Annotated in this window: 12 protein-coding genes; 6 read left to right on the top strand and 6 right to left on the bottom strand. The window is 68.6% G+C overall.

Annotated features, from left to right (window positions below; genetic code table 11):
• Window positions 1-246: 246 nt before the first annotated feature.
• Window positions 247-660 (top strand): DUF5980 family protein, encoded by a 414-nt coding sequence (locus NZH93_RS26495; RefSeq protein ID WP_259625911.1) that lies wholly within the window; start codon window positions 247-249, stop codon window positions 658-660.
• A gap of 39 nt (window positions 661-699) precedes the next feature.
• Here the strand turns inward: NZH93_RS26495 and NZH93_RS26490 are convergent, their stop codons facing one another.
• Window positions 700-1,275, bottom strand: coding sequence for a TetR/AcrR family transcriptional regulator C-terminal domain-containing protein (locus NZH93_RS26490; RefSeq protein ID WP_259625910.1), 576 nt, complete (start codon window positions 1,273-1,275; stop codon window positions 700-702).
• Between the two features lie 158 nt (window positions 1,276-1,433).
• Here NZH93_RS26490 and NZH93_RS26485 point away from each other — a divergent pair, with 158 nt between their 5' ends.
• Window positions 1,434-2,354, top strand: coding sequence for a carotenoid biosynthesis protein (locus tag NZH93_RS26485; protein ID WP_259625909.1), 921 nt, complete (start codon window positions 1,434-1,436; stop codon window positions 2,352-2,354).
• Window position 2,355: 1 nt separating this feature from the next.
• On the opposite strand, the gene NZH93_RS26480 is transcribed toward NZH93_RS26485, so the two are convergent.
• Window positions 2,356-2,904: a TetR/AcrR family transcriptional regulator C-terminal domain-containing protein gene (locus NZH93_RS26480; protein WP_259625964.1), complete on the bottom strand. Its 549-nt coding sequence runs from the start codon at window positions 2,902-2,904 to the stop codon at window positions 2,356-2,358.
• Between the two features lie 184 nt (window positions 2,905-3,088).
• On the opposite strand from NZH93_RS26480, the gene NZH93_RS26475 reads away from it, so the two are divergent.
• Window positions 3,089-4,663: a helix-turn-helix transcriptional regulator gene (locus tag NZH93_RS26475; protein WP_259625908.1), complete on the top strand. Its 1,575-nt coding sequence runs from the start codon at window positions 3,089-3,091 to the stop codon at window positions 4,661-4,663.
• A 124-nt stretch (window positions 4,664-4,787) separates the two neighbouring features.
• On the opposite strand, the gene NZH93_RS26470 is transcribed toward NZH93_RS26475, so the two are convergent.
• From NZH93_RS26470 to NZH93_RS26460, 3 genes are all read right to left on the bottom strand, one after another.
• Window positions 4,788-5,483 carry an aspartate/glutamate racemase family protein gene (locus tag NZH93_RS26470; protein ID WP_259625907.1) on the bottom strand — a complete coding sequence of 232 codons (696 nt, stop codon included), beginning with the start codon at window positions 5,481-5,483 and terminating at the stop codon, window positions 4,788-4,790.
• Window positions 5,484-5,516: 33 nt separating this feature from the next.
• Window positions 5,517-6,773 carry an FAD-dependent oxidoreductase gene (locus NZH93_RS26465; protein ID WP_259625906.1) on the bottom strand — a complete coding sequence of 419 codons (1,257 nt, stop codon included), beginning with the start codon at window positions 6,771-6,773 and terminating at the stop codon, window positions 5,517-5,519.
• An 81-nt stretch (window positions 6,774-6,854) separates the two neighbouring features.
• Complete coding sequence (locus NZH93_RS26460) at window positions 6,855-7,697, bottom strand: ankyrin repeat domain-containing protein (RefSeq protein WP_259625905.1); 843 nt, start codon at window positions 7,695-7,697, stop codon at window positions 6,855-6,857.
• Between the two features lie 125 nt (window positions 7,698-7,822).
• Here NZH93_RS26460 and mycP point away from each other — a divergent pair, with 125 nt between their 5' ends.
• On the top strand, window positions 7,823-9,253 hold the full coding sequence (gene mycP, locus NZH93_RS26455; RefSeq protein WP_259625904.1) for a type VII secretion-associated serine protease mycosin: 1,431 nt from the start codon (window positions 7,823-7,825) through the stop codon (window positions 9,251-9,253).
• Between the two features lie 19 nt (window positions 9,254-9,272).
• Here the strand turns inward: mycP and NZH93_RS26450 are convergent, their stop codons facing one another.
• Window positions 9,273-9,914: a TetR/AcrR family transcriptional regulator gene (locus NZH93_RS26450; protein ID WP_259625903.1), complete on the bottom strand. Its 642-nt coding sequence runs from the start codon at window positions 9,912-9,914 to the stop codon at window positions 9,273-9,275.
• Window positions 9,915-10,064: 150 nt separating this feature from the next.
• On the opposite strand from NZH93_RS26450, the gene NZH93_RS26445 reads away from it, so the two are divergent.
• Entirely contained in the window at window positions 10,065-10,592 is a 528-nt protein-coding gene (locus NZH93_RS26445) for a hypothetical protein (RefSeq protein WP_259625902.1), read from the top strand.
• 307 nt (window positions 10,593-10,899) lie between these two features.
• Entirely contained in the window at window positions 10,900-13,506 is a 2,607-nt protein-coding gene (lanKC, locus tag NZH93_RS26440; protein ID WP_259625901.1) for a class III lanthionine synthetase LanKC, read from the top strand.
• Window positions 13,507-13,727: the final 221 nt, after the last annotated feature.

The raw sequence follows: 13,727 nt of genomic DNA, 5'->3' as shown, positions 1-13,727 counted from the left end.
CTTTCTTGGCGAACATTGGCCGTTCGGGCAGTCGGTGACCGTCGTCGGTGTCTGCGCTTCAGCCTGCCCGAAACCGCAGGTCGGTCAAGCCGTGCCGCCCCAGGGGGCGAGACTGGTCCGTGCTCAGTCTGCTGTGGACGGACGGGCGCGCAGTCCGCTGAGTCGAATGGTCGCTTCCGGCCGAAGGGTATCCGCTGGGACATTGCTGGCGGTGATTGCACAACTCTTCTGCGTGAAGGAGGACCCTTGCGAGCACTCAAGGCTACGGTGACGGTCGCGGCCAGCCTGGCACTGGTCGCGGCGGGCGCTGCTCCGGCGGTCGCCGCGACGTGGAGCATGGAGAAGTTCGACCAGGGGATGTGCGTGGACCCGGACTTCGGTCATCCGGGTGCCTACTTCATCGGCTCCGTGGTGGGCAAGTGGTCCAAGACGATCACGACCGGTATCTCGAACCTGCCGCCGAACGCGGTCTTCAAGGGCTCGTCCGTCCTCCCTCCCGGCTCACACGTGAACCCGCCCGGTTCCGCGATCATCAACGTCTTCGCCGGTGTGGCGATCGGACCGGCGCCCGCGGGGGAGTACCACTCGGAGTTGTGGGCGACCGACGGCAAGCACACCGAGTCGACGCCGATCCTGATCACCTTCCGGGAAGGGTGCTGAGGCCGGTCGCGATGATGCGAGACCAATAACTCGACCTGCTCACGGCTGGTCATCGCGAGGACGGCGAGTGGTCAGGCCGTCGAGGATCAGTGCAAGCCCGGCTTCGAACGCCGACTCGTGGTCAAAGTTCGGTTCGTCGTCGGTGGTGGTGTCCTGGACGGCGGCGGCCTGCTCCTCCAGGACGCTGCCGACCGTGAAGTGGCTGGCGGCGAGCATCGCCATCCGGGCGTCCTGTTCAGGCAGTCCTGACGCGACGAGGAACCGCAGCTTGAGGATGGCGCGGGAGAAGTCCGCGCCTTGCGGATTGGTTCCGGCGTGCAGTCTCGCGCCGTCCCGTCGTGTCAGGAGCGTTCGGCGGAAACTGCGCGAGTTGTCCAGGAACCACGCGTGCCAGTCGTCCGCGGGGTTCGGCAGCGGAGCCGTGGAGTGAGGTGCCATCGCGGCCGTCGCCATGGCGTTGAGCAGCATCTCCTTGGTCTGGAAGTGGTGGTAGAGCGAAGGCTGCTCGACGCCGAGGCGCTTCGCCAGGCGCCTGGTGCTCACGCCGTCCAGGCCGACCTCGTCCAGCAGGTCCAGCGCCTCGTTGATCACCATCTCGCGGTTCAGCTTCGCCATCTTGACAGCCTATCGGTGATAGGAGATGATCGGAATCTATCAGTGAAAGGTTGCTGTACGGGTGTGGCACACGGCAAGGGCCTCAACCGGCTGAGGGCCTGAACCAGTGATGCCGCCATGTCCTTTTGCAGCCTTCCGAAAGAATCGAGGCCGAAGTCATGGCGATGACGCACGCCACCGACGTCCAGGTGCCGCAGGCGGGCGCCCAGTTCCGGGGAAAGGTCCTGGACGTCGTCCAGTGGGTACTCGTTGTAGCGATTGTGCTCGTCGCGTTGCTCCTGCCCCTCACGGGTACGGCCGCCGCGTCCGTGGTCCTGCCGCTCACGATCCCGTTCGCGTTCCTGCACGGGCTTCGTCGTTACGGTTGGAGGCGGTTTCTCACCTTCTTCGTCGTCACCTTCGTGGTGAGCAACTTCTTCGAGAACCTGAGCGTCGAGACCGGGTTTCCGTTCGGCGACTACCACTACAACGGAGACCTGAAGTTCCTGCACGTCCCAATTCTCGTGGGCCCGGTCTACTTCGGACTCGGTTACGTCAGTTGGCTCTGCGCGTCAATCGTGCTGGACAGGGCTGACGAACGCCTCGACCGGCGGGAGCGCGTCGGCAAGGTCAACCTCGTCATCCTGCCGATGCTGGCCGCTGCCGTCATCACCATGTTCGACGTGGCCGCGGACGCGCAGGCCTCGACTGTCGAGGGGAACTGGACGTGGCACGACGGCGGCGGCGTGTTCGGTGTGCCCTACACCAACTACCTCGGCTGGTGGTTCGTCACCTATCTGTACTTCCAAATCCTGGCGTTCATCCTCGGTCGAGCGCAAAGCGGGGCTCCGCAGGGCATTCGGACGGTGAACGACGTTTCACTCGTCCAGCCGACGCTGATCTACGCGTCCTTGGGACTGAGTTTCGTCCCGTACTTCATCGGCGCCGACACCTACACCGTCGTCGACGAATCAGGCGCTGTGTGGAGTACGGCGGCCATCAACGAAACCGCGATGGTCGTGGGTCTCTTCACGGTCGTGGTCATCGCCTTCCTCGCTCTCGCCAAGATCGCGCGCGGCGACGTCGGACGCAGGGGCTGAGTCAGCGGGGTCGGTTCGCGACGCCGTCGACGATCAAGGCCAGACCTGCTTCGAACGCTTCCGCTCGGTCCAGGCCGGGACCTTCGGAGTCGTCGTTCTCCTCCGCCTGTTGCTCCAGGACGCTGCCGACCGTGAAGTGGCTGGTGGTGAGCATCGCGATTCGGGCGTCGTGCTCGGGAAGCCCGGCGGAGACCAGGAACTGCAATTTGTGCAAGGCGCGGGAGAGGTCCGTGCCCTGAGGGGTTGTTCCGGCGTGGAGTCGTGCGCCGTCCCGGTGTGCCAAGAGCGCGCGCCGAAAGCTGCGTGAGTTCTCTGCGAGCCAGTCGCGCCAGTCGTCCGACGGCGTTGGCAACGGTGCTGTGGCGTGGCTCGCGATGGCGGCTTCGGCCATCGCGTCGAGCAGTGAGGCCTTGTTGCGGAAGTGCCAGTAGAGCGAAGGTTGTTCCACGCCAAGGCGTTTCGCCAGTTGCCTGGTGCTCACCGCGTCGAGCCCCAACTCGTCGAGGAGGGTGAGCGCTTCGTTCACGATGGTGTCGCGGTCCAACTTCATCACTCCTGGCAGCCTATCAGTGATGGGGCATCGACGAGTTCGAGGTCTCCGCAAAAGGCCATCGCAGCCAGGTAAGAGTTATGACTGGAATTCGACGTGTTTCGTGATCGGGCTCTGGGGGTCAATTGGCAATTTGTGGGCAGTGAGTACCAACGCGGGATTCGGCAGGTGTGAAGGAGGAGTTGTGCGTCTGGCGGAACGGGACCAGGAATTGTCGATACTCGCGGCGTTGGTCGGCGCGGTGGACGAGGGCGGAACGCCGTTGGCGGAGATCGAGGTCCGGCTGGCCGAGGTGCGCTGGTGGTTGGGCGCGAGCCAGGTCGGCAGGCAGTTCGACGCCCTGGCGGGCATCGGCGCCGCTGACCTGTCCGTCCCGTCGTTGGCTCTGCTCGCTCGCAGGTTGGCCTGGCAGGGCCGTCCGGACGGTGCCGCGCGGGTGCTCGACCTCGCCGAGGAAGTCGGTCCCGATCGGGTGGAACCGGCCATCGCCCGCGTCTGGGCGCACCACCTCTACCCCGGTGTCGTCGCTGCCCCACGCGGCACGGGCGCGGGGTCGGGTTGTGAGCGGGTGGTCGCGAGCCGTCCGTGGGTCGGGGCCGCCGCCGAGCTGGTCTCCGCGTTGGGCACCGGGTCCGTGGGACTGGTGGTCGCGTGCGCGCAGCAGTTGGTGGAGCAGGTCATCGCACGATCCGTGGACCTCGAACTCCTGCACCTGGCGCTGTTCGCGTTGCTGGCCACCGAGAAGTTCGACCCCGACGAACAGGCGTTCGCCAGACTGGCCGGTGTCGAGTTGCCCGCCCGATTCCGGACGGCGGTGCTCAGTGCCGCCGCCGCGCACGCGTTGTCCTGCGGCGACCTGCGAGGCGCGGTCGCCCAGGCCGCCGAGGCGCTCGCACTGGTGGACGACGAGGCGGATTCGGTGCCCGCCGGGCTCGCCGTCGGTGTGCGCCTGCTCGCGCTGACCGAGCAGGGCAGGCACGAGGAAGTGGGCCGGTACCTGCTCCGGCCGCTGCCGGAGAACTGCACGCTCACCCCCTACGGCTTGCTGCGCCTGCGTGCTCGCGGTCGTCACCACCTGGCCACCGGCGCGGTTCGAGCGGCCATCGCGGACTTCCGCGCCTGCGGGTACGCGCTCAATGGCTGGGGGTTGGAGCTGCCCGGACTGCTGCCCTGGCGGGTCGACCTGGCCGAGGCGCTCACCGAACTCGGCCACTTCGAGGAAGCCCACGAGTGGGCCGTCGAACAGCTCGCGCACGTCCCCGCGTCGGACTCCCGCACGCGCGGGCTCGCGCTGCGCGCCCAAGCCGGGACGCTCTCCGGTGACGAGGCCCACGCCCTGCTGAGTGTGGCGGCGACCGTTCTGGAACGCTGCGGCGACAGGCTGGAGCAGGCGAGGACGTTGGCCGTGCTGGCCGAACGCCACCGCGTCGCGGGTGACGTGGTTCTCGGCCGGTCCGTGTTGCGCCGCGCGGTGAAGCTGGCCCGCGGGCGCGGCGGCGGGCTGGCGCTGGCCGAGATGTCCGCCGATGAGCCGGGCCTCGACGAAGTCGACGTGCCGGAGGAGCACCGGTTCGAGCACGGTGGGCTCACCGCGGCCGAGACCAAGGTGGCGCGGTTGGTCTTGCGGGGCTTCACCAATCGGGAGATCGCGGGTTCGCTGCGCGTCACGGTCAGCACCGTGGAGCAGCACCTGACGCGCGTCTACCGCAAGCTCGGCGTGCGCACCCGCGCCGAGTTGAGCGAACTGGTCGGCGCGTGAGGAGGATCGACGTGGTGGCGACCGAGGTCGCCACCACCGCTCGGCCGCGCCGGGGCGAGACGCGATCAGGCCGCGATGACGTGCTGTGGCACGTCGTCGCGGCCCACGGGTCCGCTGCCGTCGGTCAGGACTCCTCGAGTGCCCAGTCCAACGCGGCCTCCACGTGCAGGAGCGTCGTGTCGAACACGGGCAGCGGGCTGTTGTCCGCGTTCAGCAGCAGCCCGATCTCGGTGCACCCGAGGATCACCGCTTCCGCGCCCCTGCGCGCGAGCGAGCTGACGATCTCCTGGTAGGCGGCACGGGACTGGTCCAGCACCTTCCCCAGGCACAGCTCGTGGTAGATGACGTCGTGCACGATCCCGCGTTCGCGCTCGTCGGGGACGACGACCGTCAAGCCGTGCTCGACAAGCCTGGAGCGGTAGAACTCCTGCTCCATCGTGTACCGGGTACCGAGGAGGCCGACGCTGCGGACGCCCGCGTTCGTCAGCGCCCGCGCGGTGCCGTCGGCGATGTGGAGGACGGGGATCGAGACCGCGTCGCGCAGGTCGTCGAAGACGCGGTGCATCGTGTTGGTGCACAGCACGACGCACTCGGCTCCACCGCGTTCGAGGTCGCGCGCGTAACCGGCCAGGTACGCCCCGGCTTCGGACCACGCACCGCGTTCCTGCATCTTCGCGACCTCCGCGAAGTCGACCGAGGCCATCAGGCACTTCGCCGAGTGGAGTTCGCCGCGTCTGGCCCGGACGCCGCGGTTGAGCTCCTGGTAGTAGGTCACGGTGGATTCCCAGCTCATTCCACCCAGCAGTCCGATTGTCTTCATGGTCGAGGGCTCACCTGTCATCTGTTCTGTCGGTCATTTGATTCGATCGGTTCGCGGTTCCGGGTAGTCCGGTAGCGGCCAGGCGCCGCCTCGATCCTCCTTCGCGAACCGGGCCGCGAGTTCGGGGATCTTGAGGAAGGTACCCACCGCGCCCATCGTGAGGAGGGCGTTGACGCCGAGCTTGCCCCGTGGGAACCCGAATCGCAGGACCTTCGGGTTGACCGCGGCCTGGACCTTGTCGACGAAGGGCCGGAGTGCTTCCTGGTAGTCGGCGAACGCCGTCGCGAGATCGCCGGGGTTCCGGTTGATCTCGCCCGCCAGGACGTAGGCCCCGACCAGTCCGGCGGAGGTTCCCATGCCGCTGTAGGGCGAGGCGCAGTAGCCCGCGTCGCCGACGAGCGCGACCCGGCCGTGCGACCAGGTCGGGATGCGGACCTGCGTGACCTCGTGGGAGTAGAAGAAGTCGGCCGTCCCCATGCCCGCGATGAACCTCTCGGTCTGCCACCCGGCGTCGCGGAACCGGTCGGCCCAGAACCGCTTCTGCCGGTCGACCGGTTGGCGGTGGACGGCCGTGGCCTCCTCGGACCGTTCCCAGAGCGCGAAGTAGACCTGGGTCTCGGTGGCGTTGTGGCTGCGCCGCATGATCATGCGGCCACCGGGCGCGTTGTAGGTCTCCCTGAGGTCGTCGTCGGTCGCGTCGCGCGGGATGAACCAGTAGGCCATGTGGATCCCCACCGGCCAGTACGGGTCGGGTCCGTTGGCGGGCAACAGGTCGCGACGGATGCGCGACCCCTGGCCGTCGGCGCCGATCAGGACGTCGAACTCGTCGCTGGTCCCGTCGGAGAAGCGCGCGACGACGCGGTCCGCGTCCTGCTCGAAGCTCTCGACGTCGATGCCGAAGACGAACTTCACGTCGTCCTCCACCGCTTCGTGCAGGATGCGCACCAGGTCCCCGCGCATGATCTCGTACTCCGACGTCAAGGTCTGACGCCCCTTGCCGGAGGTGTTGGCCATGATCGCGCCCCACCGCTTGCCGTTCTCGTCCACGAACGCCACGCCGGGCTCGTGCACGAGTACTTTCCGGACGGCGTCGAGCAGCCCCATGCGTTCGACCGCGTCGATTCCCTGTCCGCGCAGGTCGATCTGCGCGCCGGTCGCGCGCAGCGCCGGGTGGCGCTCCACCACCACGACCTCGTGACCACCCCGCGCGAGCCAGTACGCCACCGCCTGGCCCGCGATGCCGCCACCGCAGACGAGGACCTTCAGCGAGGGCTTGGATGTCGTGTCCACGTTCGCCCCTTTCAGTGATAGGCAACTGGCACCCAGCCTTGCCTATCACTGATAGAGAGTCAAGGACTGTCGGCGATAGGGTCAGAGGTCCCAGCGGATCCGGTCGGGCAGGATCGCCCACCGGGCGGGCTTGGTGAACGCCTCGGCGTTCTCCGGCCGCAGTGCCACGAACGCGCAGCAGTACGCCACGGGGCGGCCCGCGTAGAGGTGTGCCAGGAAGACCTCGGCCGTGCTGCCTGCCGCGCTCCAACCGCCGGGGACCAGGTCCCGGTCCACGGTCGTGCCGTCGCGGTCGACGCTGCCCTGGCTGCCGCTCTTGGGGTTGTCGTACAAGGCGTGGACGACCGTGTCCGTCGACAGTGGACGGGTGACCGCCGGAAGTGACGCCGCGCGGCCCCAGGGCTGCACCACGACGCACCCGCCCGGCACGTCGGTGAAACCGATCGCGACCTCCGTGTCGTCGCCGAACGGTTCGTCCCACCAGTCCGTGAGATCGGGAACCTCTTCTGCCGCGACGACTTCGGCCTCCAGGCGCCGCACCGCCTCGTCGGAGTCGATGCCGCCGACGCACGCGATGCTGAAGCCGCCCGTCTCCGGGTACCTGCCGAGTGCCGCGACCAGGCGGTCCCGTTCGACGATCGCGGCCTGTTCCGTCGGCGTGAGGACCTCGTCGGTGGTGATCGGGTGGTCCGTGGCGAGGCTGAGCCGTGCGGGCGACCAGCCCGACATCATGGGACGGGTCGGATCCGCGCCCGCGGCCAGCAGCAGGTCCGCGTTCTCGTGCTTCCTCGCGAACACCGCCCGCCACAACGCCGTGCGGCCGTCGGAGATCGCGTCAACGTCATCGGTCTTCCCCAGGATCGCCGCGACCTCGCTCGCCATCCCGTGCGCCGCCGCCGTGTGCAACTGGTTGAGCCATTCCATGGGACCGGCACACTAGCGGTCCCACGGGTTCATCTTGATCACATTGACGGTTTATCGCCGATAGGTCATGGTAAAATCATTCAGCGATAGATTCCGTCCTGACTCCCGCGAGGATGCTCACCACCGTGCCTGTTTCCCGCACCCTGAAGAAGGGGAGCGCCACGGCGGCCACCGCGCTGCTGCTCGTGACCGGCCCGCTGTCGCTCGCCCCGGCCGTGGCCGCCGCCCAGCCCGCGGCGCAGTCGACCCAGGCCAACTCGGTGCCGCCGCCCGTCGACCGGAGCCTGCTGGACTCGCCCGCGGAGCCGGAACCGGACGCCACGTACACGAAGAACAGCAAGGGCTGCATCGCGTCCAACACCGGCAACCGCTCGGTGTTGTCGAAGCCGCACGCGCAGATCGTGCTGCGGTTGGAGGACGCTCACCGGTTCGCCACCGGCAAGGGCGTGAAGATCGCGATCATCGACACGGGGGTCGAGGTGCACCCCCGGCTCGAGGGCCGGGTCGAGGCCGGTGGCGACTACGTGGTCGACGAGAAGGGCACCACCGACTGCGACGGTCACGGCACCGAGGTGGCGGGCGTCGCCGCGGCCAGCAAGGACGACTCGACCGGATTCGTCGGCGCGGCACCGGAAGCCCAGATCCTCGCCATCCGGCAGACCAGCGACCGGTACGAGTCCAAGGATCCGGCCGACCCGCGCAAGACCGCGGGCAAGGTCACCACGCTCGCCAAGGCGATCGTCCGCGCCGTCGACAAGGGCGCCGACGTCATCAACATCTCGCTGACCTCCTGCGACACCCCCAAAACGCCGAGCACCGGCGAGCGCAAGCTCCAGGCGGCCATCGACTGGGCGGTGAACCAGAAGAACGTCGTCATCGTGACCGCCGCGGGCAACCTCGGCACCGACGGCACGGGCTGCCCCGTGCAGAACGACAACCAGAACACCGACACGGTCAAGGTCATCGCCTCGCCGCCCTGGTACGGCGACGACGTGCTGTCGGTCGCGTCCATCGACGTCCGCGGCGAACCGTCCCAGTTCAGCGTCTGGGGCCCGTGGATCAGCCTCGCCGCGCCGGGCGAGGACATCATCACCCTCGACCCCAAGGGCCAGGGCCTGACCAACGCCAACGCCGACGAGCGCGGGGCCCTCACGACCATCCAGGGCACCAGCTTCGCGGCGCCTTACGTCTCGGGCATCGCCGCGCTCGTGCGCCAACGCTTCCCCGACCTCACGGCCCGCCAGGTCATGGACCGGCTCACGATGACCGCCCAGCACCCCGGCAACCACGACGGCAGGGATCACAAGGTCGGCGCGGGCATGATCAACCCCGTCGCCGCCCTCACCGCCGAGCTGCCGTCGGAGCGCGCGGGCGCCGTCGCCCCCGAGGTCAAGCCCATCTCCACCGACCTGGGGCCGGGCATCCAGAAGGACACCACCCAGCTCGTCGTCGCCTTGTCCGGCACGGGGATCGGCGTGGGACTGCTGCTCCTCACGTTGTTCGTGGTCCACACCGTGCAGCGGAACCGCGACCGGTCGGTCGTCCGCCGGACCTGAGGCTCCACCTCCCGCGTCCTCACGGGACGAGGAAGGCGAGGCGGTCCGCGTACTGGTCGAGCATGCTGTCGCGCGCGGGCCACGGGAAGTCGGCCGTGGAGTGCAGCAGGGTGACGTAGCCGTGCAGCGCCGTCCACAGGAGTGTCGCGTCGCGCTGCGGGTCGGTGCTGGTGGACCTGCCGACCTCGACGCAGGCGCTGATCGCGTGGACGAGCAGGGCGAAGGCGTGGGCGCCGGGCATGGTGTCCACCGACTTCGGGGCCAGCAGGCCGGATTCGACCTGGCGCAGGACGGACACCTTCTCCTGGCTGAACAACAGGCCGTAGAGCCGGGGGTTGGCCACGGCGAAGGACGCGTACGCGCGGCACAACGCGCGCAGTCGCTCCACCGGGTCGTCGGTTCGTGCCACCTCCAGGGTCGAGCGAAGCTCGTCGAAGGCCCGGTCGACGACCGCGGCCATGACGGCGTCGAGGTTGTCGAAGTGGGGGTAGATCGACGGCGCCGTGATCCCGGCTTCACGGGCCACGCCCCGCAGGGTGATGCCGGACGGATCGGCGGTGGCCTCCACGAGACGGGTGGCCGCCCCGACGATCTCCTCGCGCAGTTCACCGCCCGCGCCTCGCGGGTTGGGCTTGCGGTGTCGGTCCGCGGTGGGTTCCATGCTCACACTTTACAACTGTTTTCCTTGGCGGTACAGTTGGCCAAACAGGTGTTTAGCTAGCTACTCGATGACACTGCCCTTCTGATTTTTCCCAGGGAAACAGCGATTGCTGCCGGATTCGGCATGGCGCTGTTCCACGAATATGCCCACATGACGAGCAAAGGTGAGAAGAACATGAAGCACACCGGACACGCGACCCTGAACGCCCCGATCGACCAGGTCGACCTGGAGCACTGGCTCTTCACGCTGACCGACGCCGAGTACCAGGCGTGCGCACGGGGGCATCGCGCCGCGGGGACGTTCGTGCAGGACGGCGTCCGCGGCACCGTCAACGTCGAGGCCATCGGCGGACACCTGATCATCCAGCACTACCAGGAGGTCTCGGCGGAGCCGTCCCGCGTGGAGATGCTGTCCGAGCGCAGCCGCGTGTACCTGTTCCACCTCGTGCCCGCGACCATCCAGGTCCGGTGGACGATGTCGGCGAACGCCCGGACCGCGGAGACCTCGGAGTTCCACTGCACCGTCGAGCTGATCATGCCCCCGGTGCTGCGCGCCCTGGGCGCCATGTCCTTGCTCAGCCGCGCGATCCGCGCTCACACCGTGGAGGAGACGCAGCTCTTCGCCGACGACATCGTTCGGAAGATCGGGAGTGTGCGCCGCCCGTCGGCAGGCGACTAGGCCCGTCGGTCGGACGACCTGACGCTCGTGAGCGGACGGAGCGCAGGTCTGCCGTCGCGGGGGAACTGCGGCGAACGGGGGTGTCGTGGCGGTCGTGCCCGCGGTCATGCTGAACCACGTAAGACGCTTTGTTAGCCGAATTTCCAGGTCGTTAGACCGGACTTCGGGAGATTGTGACGGCCCGCGCGCGGCGGCACACTGGTGCACGGCCCGAAGTCCGGAACCGCGTTCCACGATCTCCAGCCCGAATGCCATCGTCGTTCCCAGGCCTCACTTCCACGGCAACACGACAGGTGTGGTTCGCAGCATGGAAGACTACTTCTGGTACTACCAGCACGGATTGGACTTCTACGACCACCCCGGTGTGAGCGGAGCGGACGGGCACGCCCTCGTCGAGCGTCGAGAACCCGACGGGTGGGTGATGACGAACGACAGCACGTGGACGTTCTTCCGGCCGTCGGTCGCCACCCTGCCCGAACAGGGGTGGAAGGTGCACGTCTCGGTCACGCAGGCGGACGCGGACGCCGCGATCGAGATCGTCGCCAAGTACTGCTTCGCCCGGTCGGTCCCCTTCAAGGTGCTGACCCGCCGACAAACGCACCTGCGGCAGAACAGCAAGAACGCGCCAAGGGGGAGGAGCGGGAAGCTGATCACCATCTACCCCGTCGACCCGGTGGAGCTGCGTGCCGTGCTCGACGAGCTGAACACCGCCCTGGAGGGAAAACGAGGGCCGTACGTGCTGAGCGACCTGCGGTGGCGGAACGGTCCCCTCTACGTGCGGTACGGCGGTTTCGACGAGATGTACGCGGTCGACGACCGAGGTCGACGGGTGCTGGCCGTGCGTCGACCGGACGGCACGCTCGTCCCGGATTCCCGCGGACCGTCCTTCCGGACGCCGCCGTGGGTGGAACTCCCGGACTACCTGGCCGAACAGCAGCTCATGGCCAAGTCCGAAACGACGGGGCCCATGCCCTACACCGTGCGGAAGGCGCTGCACTTCTCCAACGGTGGCGGGATCTACCTGGCCGAGGATCCGGCGTCCGGCAAGGCGGTCGTCCTCCGCGAAGCGCGGCCGTTCGCCGGGCTCGACGGGGCCGGGCACGACGCGGTTTCCCGCCTGCACCGCGAGCACCGGACCCTCCAGGACCTCGGCGACCTCGACTTCGTCCCCACGCCCGAGAAGGTCTTCACCTGCTGGGAACACCACTTCCTCGCACAGGAGTACGTCGAAGGCCTGACGCTGATGGAATTCCTGTCGGTCCACAACCCGGCCACCAGGGGTGGTGCCGGTGCGGACGAATACCGGGCTTACGTCGACACCGCGCTGGACATCGTCGACCAGATCGGGAAAGCGATTTCCGCCATTCACGACAGGGGTTACGTCTACGCCGACCTGCATCCGCGCAACGTCATGGTGCGTCCCGACGGTCGTGTCGCGCTGGTCGACTTCGAGGTCGCCTACCGGCCGGGGCTGGACCCGGAACCGACGATCGCCTGTCCCGGATTCGTCGCCAAGCACGCCCTGTCCGGCAGGTCGCGGGACCTCTACGCGCTCGACTGCCTGCGCGTGGCGGTGTTCCTGCCGCTGACGCAGATGCTCGACCTGGACCCGGAGAAGGCCGTGGAGCTGCCGGAAGCGGTGACCGAGATCTTCGGTGTGCCCCAGCAGGTGACCACCGACCTGGCCGAACGCCTGCGCCCGCCCTCGGCGACCCCCCTCGGGTCCCGGCGCAACACCGAGTTCGCCGACGCGGCGGCGAATCCACAGGGGGCGGAGATGCGGTCCCTGACCGACGCGATGGCCCGAGCCATCGCCGCCTCGGCCACTCCCGAGCGGCAGGACCGCCTGTTCCCAGGGGATCCCCGGGCGCTGCACGACGGCGGCTACACGATGGCTCACGGCGCGGCAGGAGTGCTGTACGCCCTTGCCTCGACCGGACGTCCGGTCGAGGAGCACCACGTGGACTGGCTCCTGGCGGCGGCTCGGCGCACTCCGGCACGCGCGGGCCTGTGGGACGGGCTCCACGGCGTCGCGCTGGTGCTGCACGGACTGGGTCGTGAACAGGAGGCGTGCGAGATCTTGGAGAAGGCGGGGGAGAAGACGGCGGACGTCAACTCCGTCGGCCTCCACGACGGCCTGGCGGGGATCGCGCTGGTGCTCCGCTACATGGCTGTCGTCACAGGGGATTCCCGTTGGCAGGACGCGCTGGCCGCGATCGACTACCGGCTCGCCGTGATCGTGTCCACGTCCGGCGACGTCACGCCTGCCGCGGACGGCGCGAGGGCCGGGCTCATGCACGGACTCGCCGGTGCGGCCCTGTTCTTCCTCCGCAGGCACCAGGACACCGGGGACGACGCCTACCTGCGTCTGGCCGGTCGGGCGATCGAGGCCGACCTCGAACACTGCCGCGTCGACGCGGCTGGAGAGGTCGCCCTGGTCCAGGGCGTCCGCTCGATGCCGTACCTGGGGGAGGGGAGCGGTGGGCTGGCGGAAGCACTCGCGCTCTACCTGCGGCGGGTGCCCGATGAACGTCTGGCGACGTGGCAGACCGGGGTGGTCCGCGCGTGCCGGAGCCCGTTCATCGTCGAGCCGGGACTGCTCCAGGGCAGGGCCGGGCTGGTGATGGTGCAGGCCGGCAACATGGGACAGCCCGGCTCAGCGGGCGCCGGTGCCGACCACGTCCGCCGACTGGCCCTGCACGCCGTGCGCCGCGGCGACGCGACGGGCGCGGGACGGACGGTGGCCTTTCCCGGTCACCGGCTGCTGCGCCTGTCGATGGACCTGGCCAGCGGGACGGCGGGTGTCCTGGTGGCGCTGGACAGCTACGCCCGTGCGGCGGATCCCGCCGCCGCGGGCCTGTCCGGGAAGGCCGTCACGTGGGCGGAATCGACCGGCCTGCCCAGCACCGCCTGACGGCTGTCGAGCTTCCGGGGCAACGGGTTCCGGAGAACAGGGAAGAACACCGGGAGAACACATGCAAGCGATCCTCGAACTGCAGGAGCTCACCGCCGAGTCCGGCAACACCGTCCCCGAGTTGGAGTTCGGGAGCACCATCAGCTCCAACAGTTGCACGTTCATCTTCGAGTAGGCGGGTACGTGCCGTCGTCGGGCGGTGCGGGCCCCACCCCCCCACG

Origin of the sequence: Umezawaea endophytica (genome assembly GCF_025061645.1) — a bacterium.
Taxonomy (GTDB): domain Bacteria; phylum Actinomycetota; class Actinomycetes; order Mycobacteriales; family Pseudonocardiaceae; genus Umezawaea; species Umezawaea endophytica.
The sequence above is the reverse complement of the archived record's forward strand: the minus strand, read 5'-3'. Positions and strand labels throughout refer to the sequence as shown.

What these genes read in the sequence shown, in the direction of transcription:
- lanKC (WP_259625901.1), top strand. Translation starts at nt 10,900, where the DNA reads ATGGAAGACTACTTCTGGTACTACCAGCACGGATTGGACTTCTACGAC.
- NZH93_RS26485 (WP_259625909.1), top strand. Translation starts at nt 1,434, where the DNA reads ATGGCGATGACGCACGCCACCGACGTCCAGGTGCCGCAGGCGGGCGCC.
- NZH93_RS26445 (WP_259625902.1), top strand. Translation starts at nt 10,065, where the DNA reads ATGACGAGCAAAGGTGAGAAGAACATGAAGCACACCGGACACGCGACC.
- NZH93_RS26480 (WP_259625964.1), bottom strand. Translation starts at nt 2,904, where the DNA reads ATGAAGTTGGACCGCGACACCATCGTGAACGAAGCGCTCACCCTCCTC.
- NZH93_RS26490 (WP_259625910.1), bottom strand. Translation starts at nt 1,275, where the DNA reads ATGGCGAAGCTGAACCGCGAGATGGTGATCAACGAGGCGCTGGACCTG.
- NZH93_RS26460 (WP_259625905.1), bottom strand. Translation starts at nt 7,697, where the DNA reads ATGGAATGGCTCAACCAGTTGCACACGGCGGCGGCGCACGGGATGGCG.
- NZH93_RS26470 (WP_259625907.1), bottom strand. Translation starts at nt 5,483, where the DNA reads ATGAAGACAATCGGACTGCTGGGTGGAATGAGCTGGGAATCCACCGTG.
- NZH93_RS26450 (WP_259625903.1), bottom strand. Translation starts at nt 9,914, where the DNA reads ATGGAACCCACCGCGGACCGACACCGCAAGCCCAACCCGCGAGGCGCG.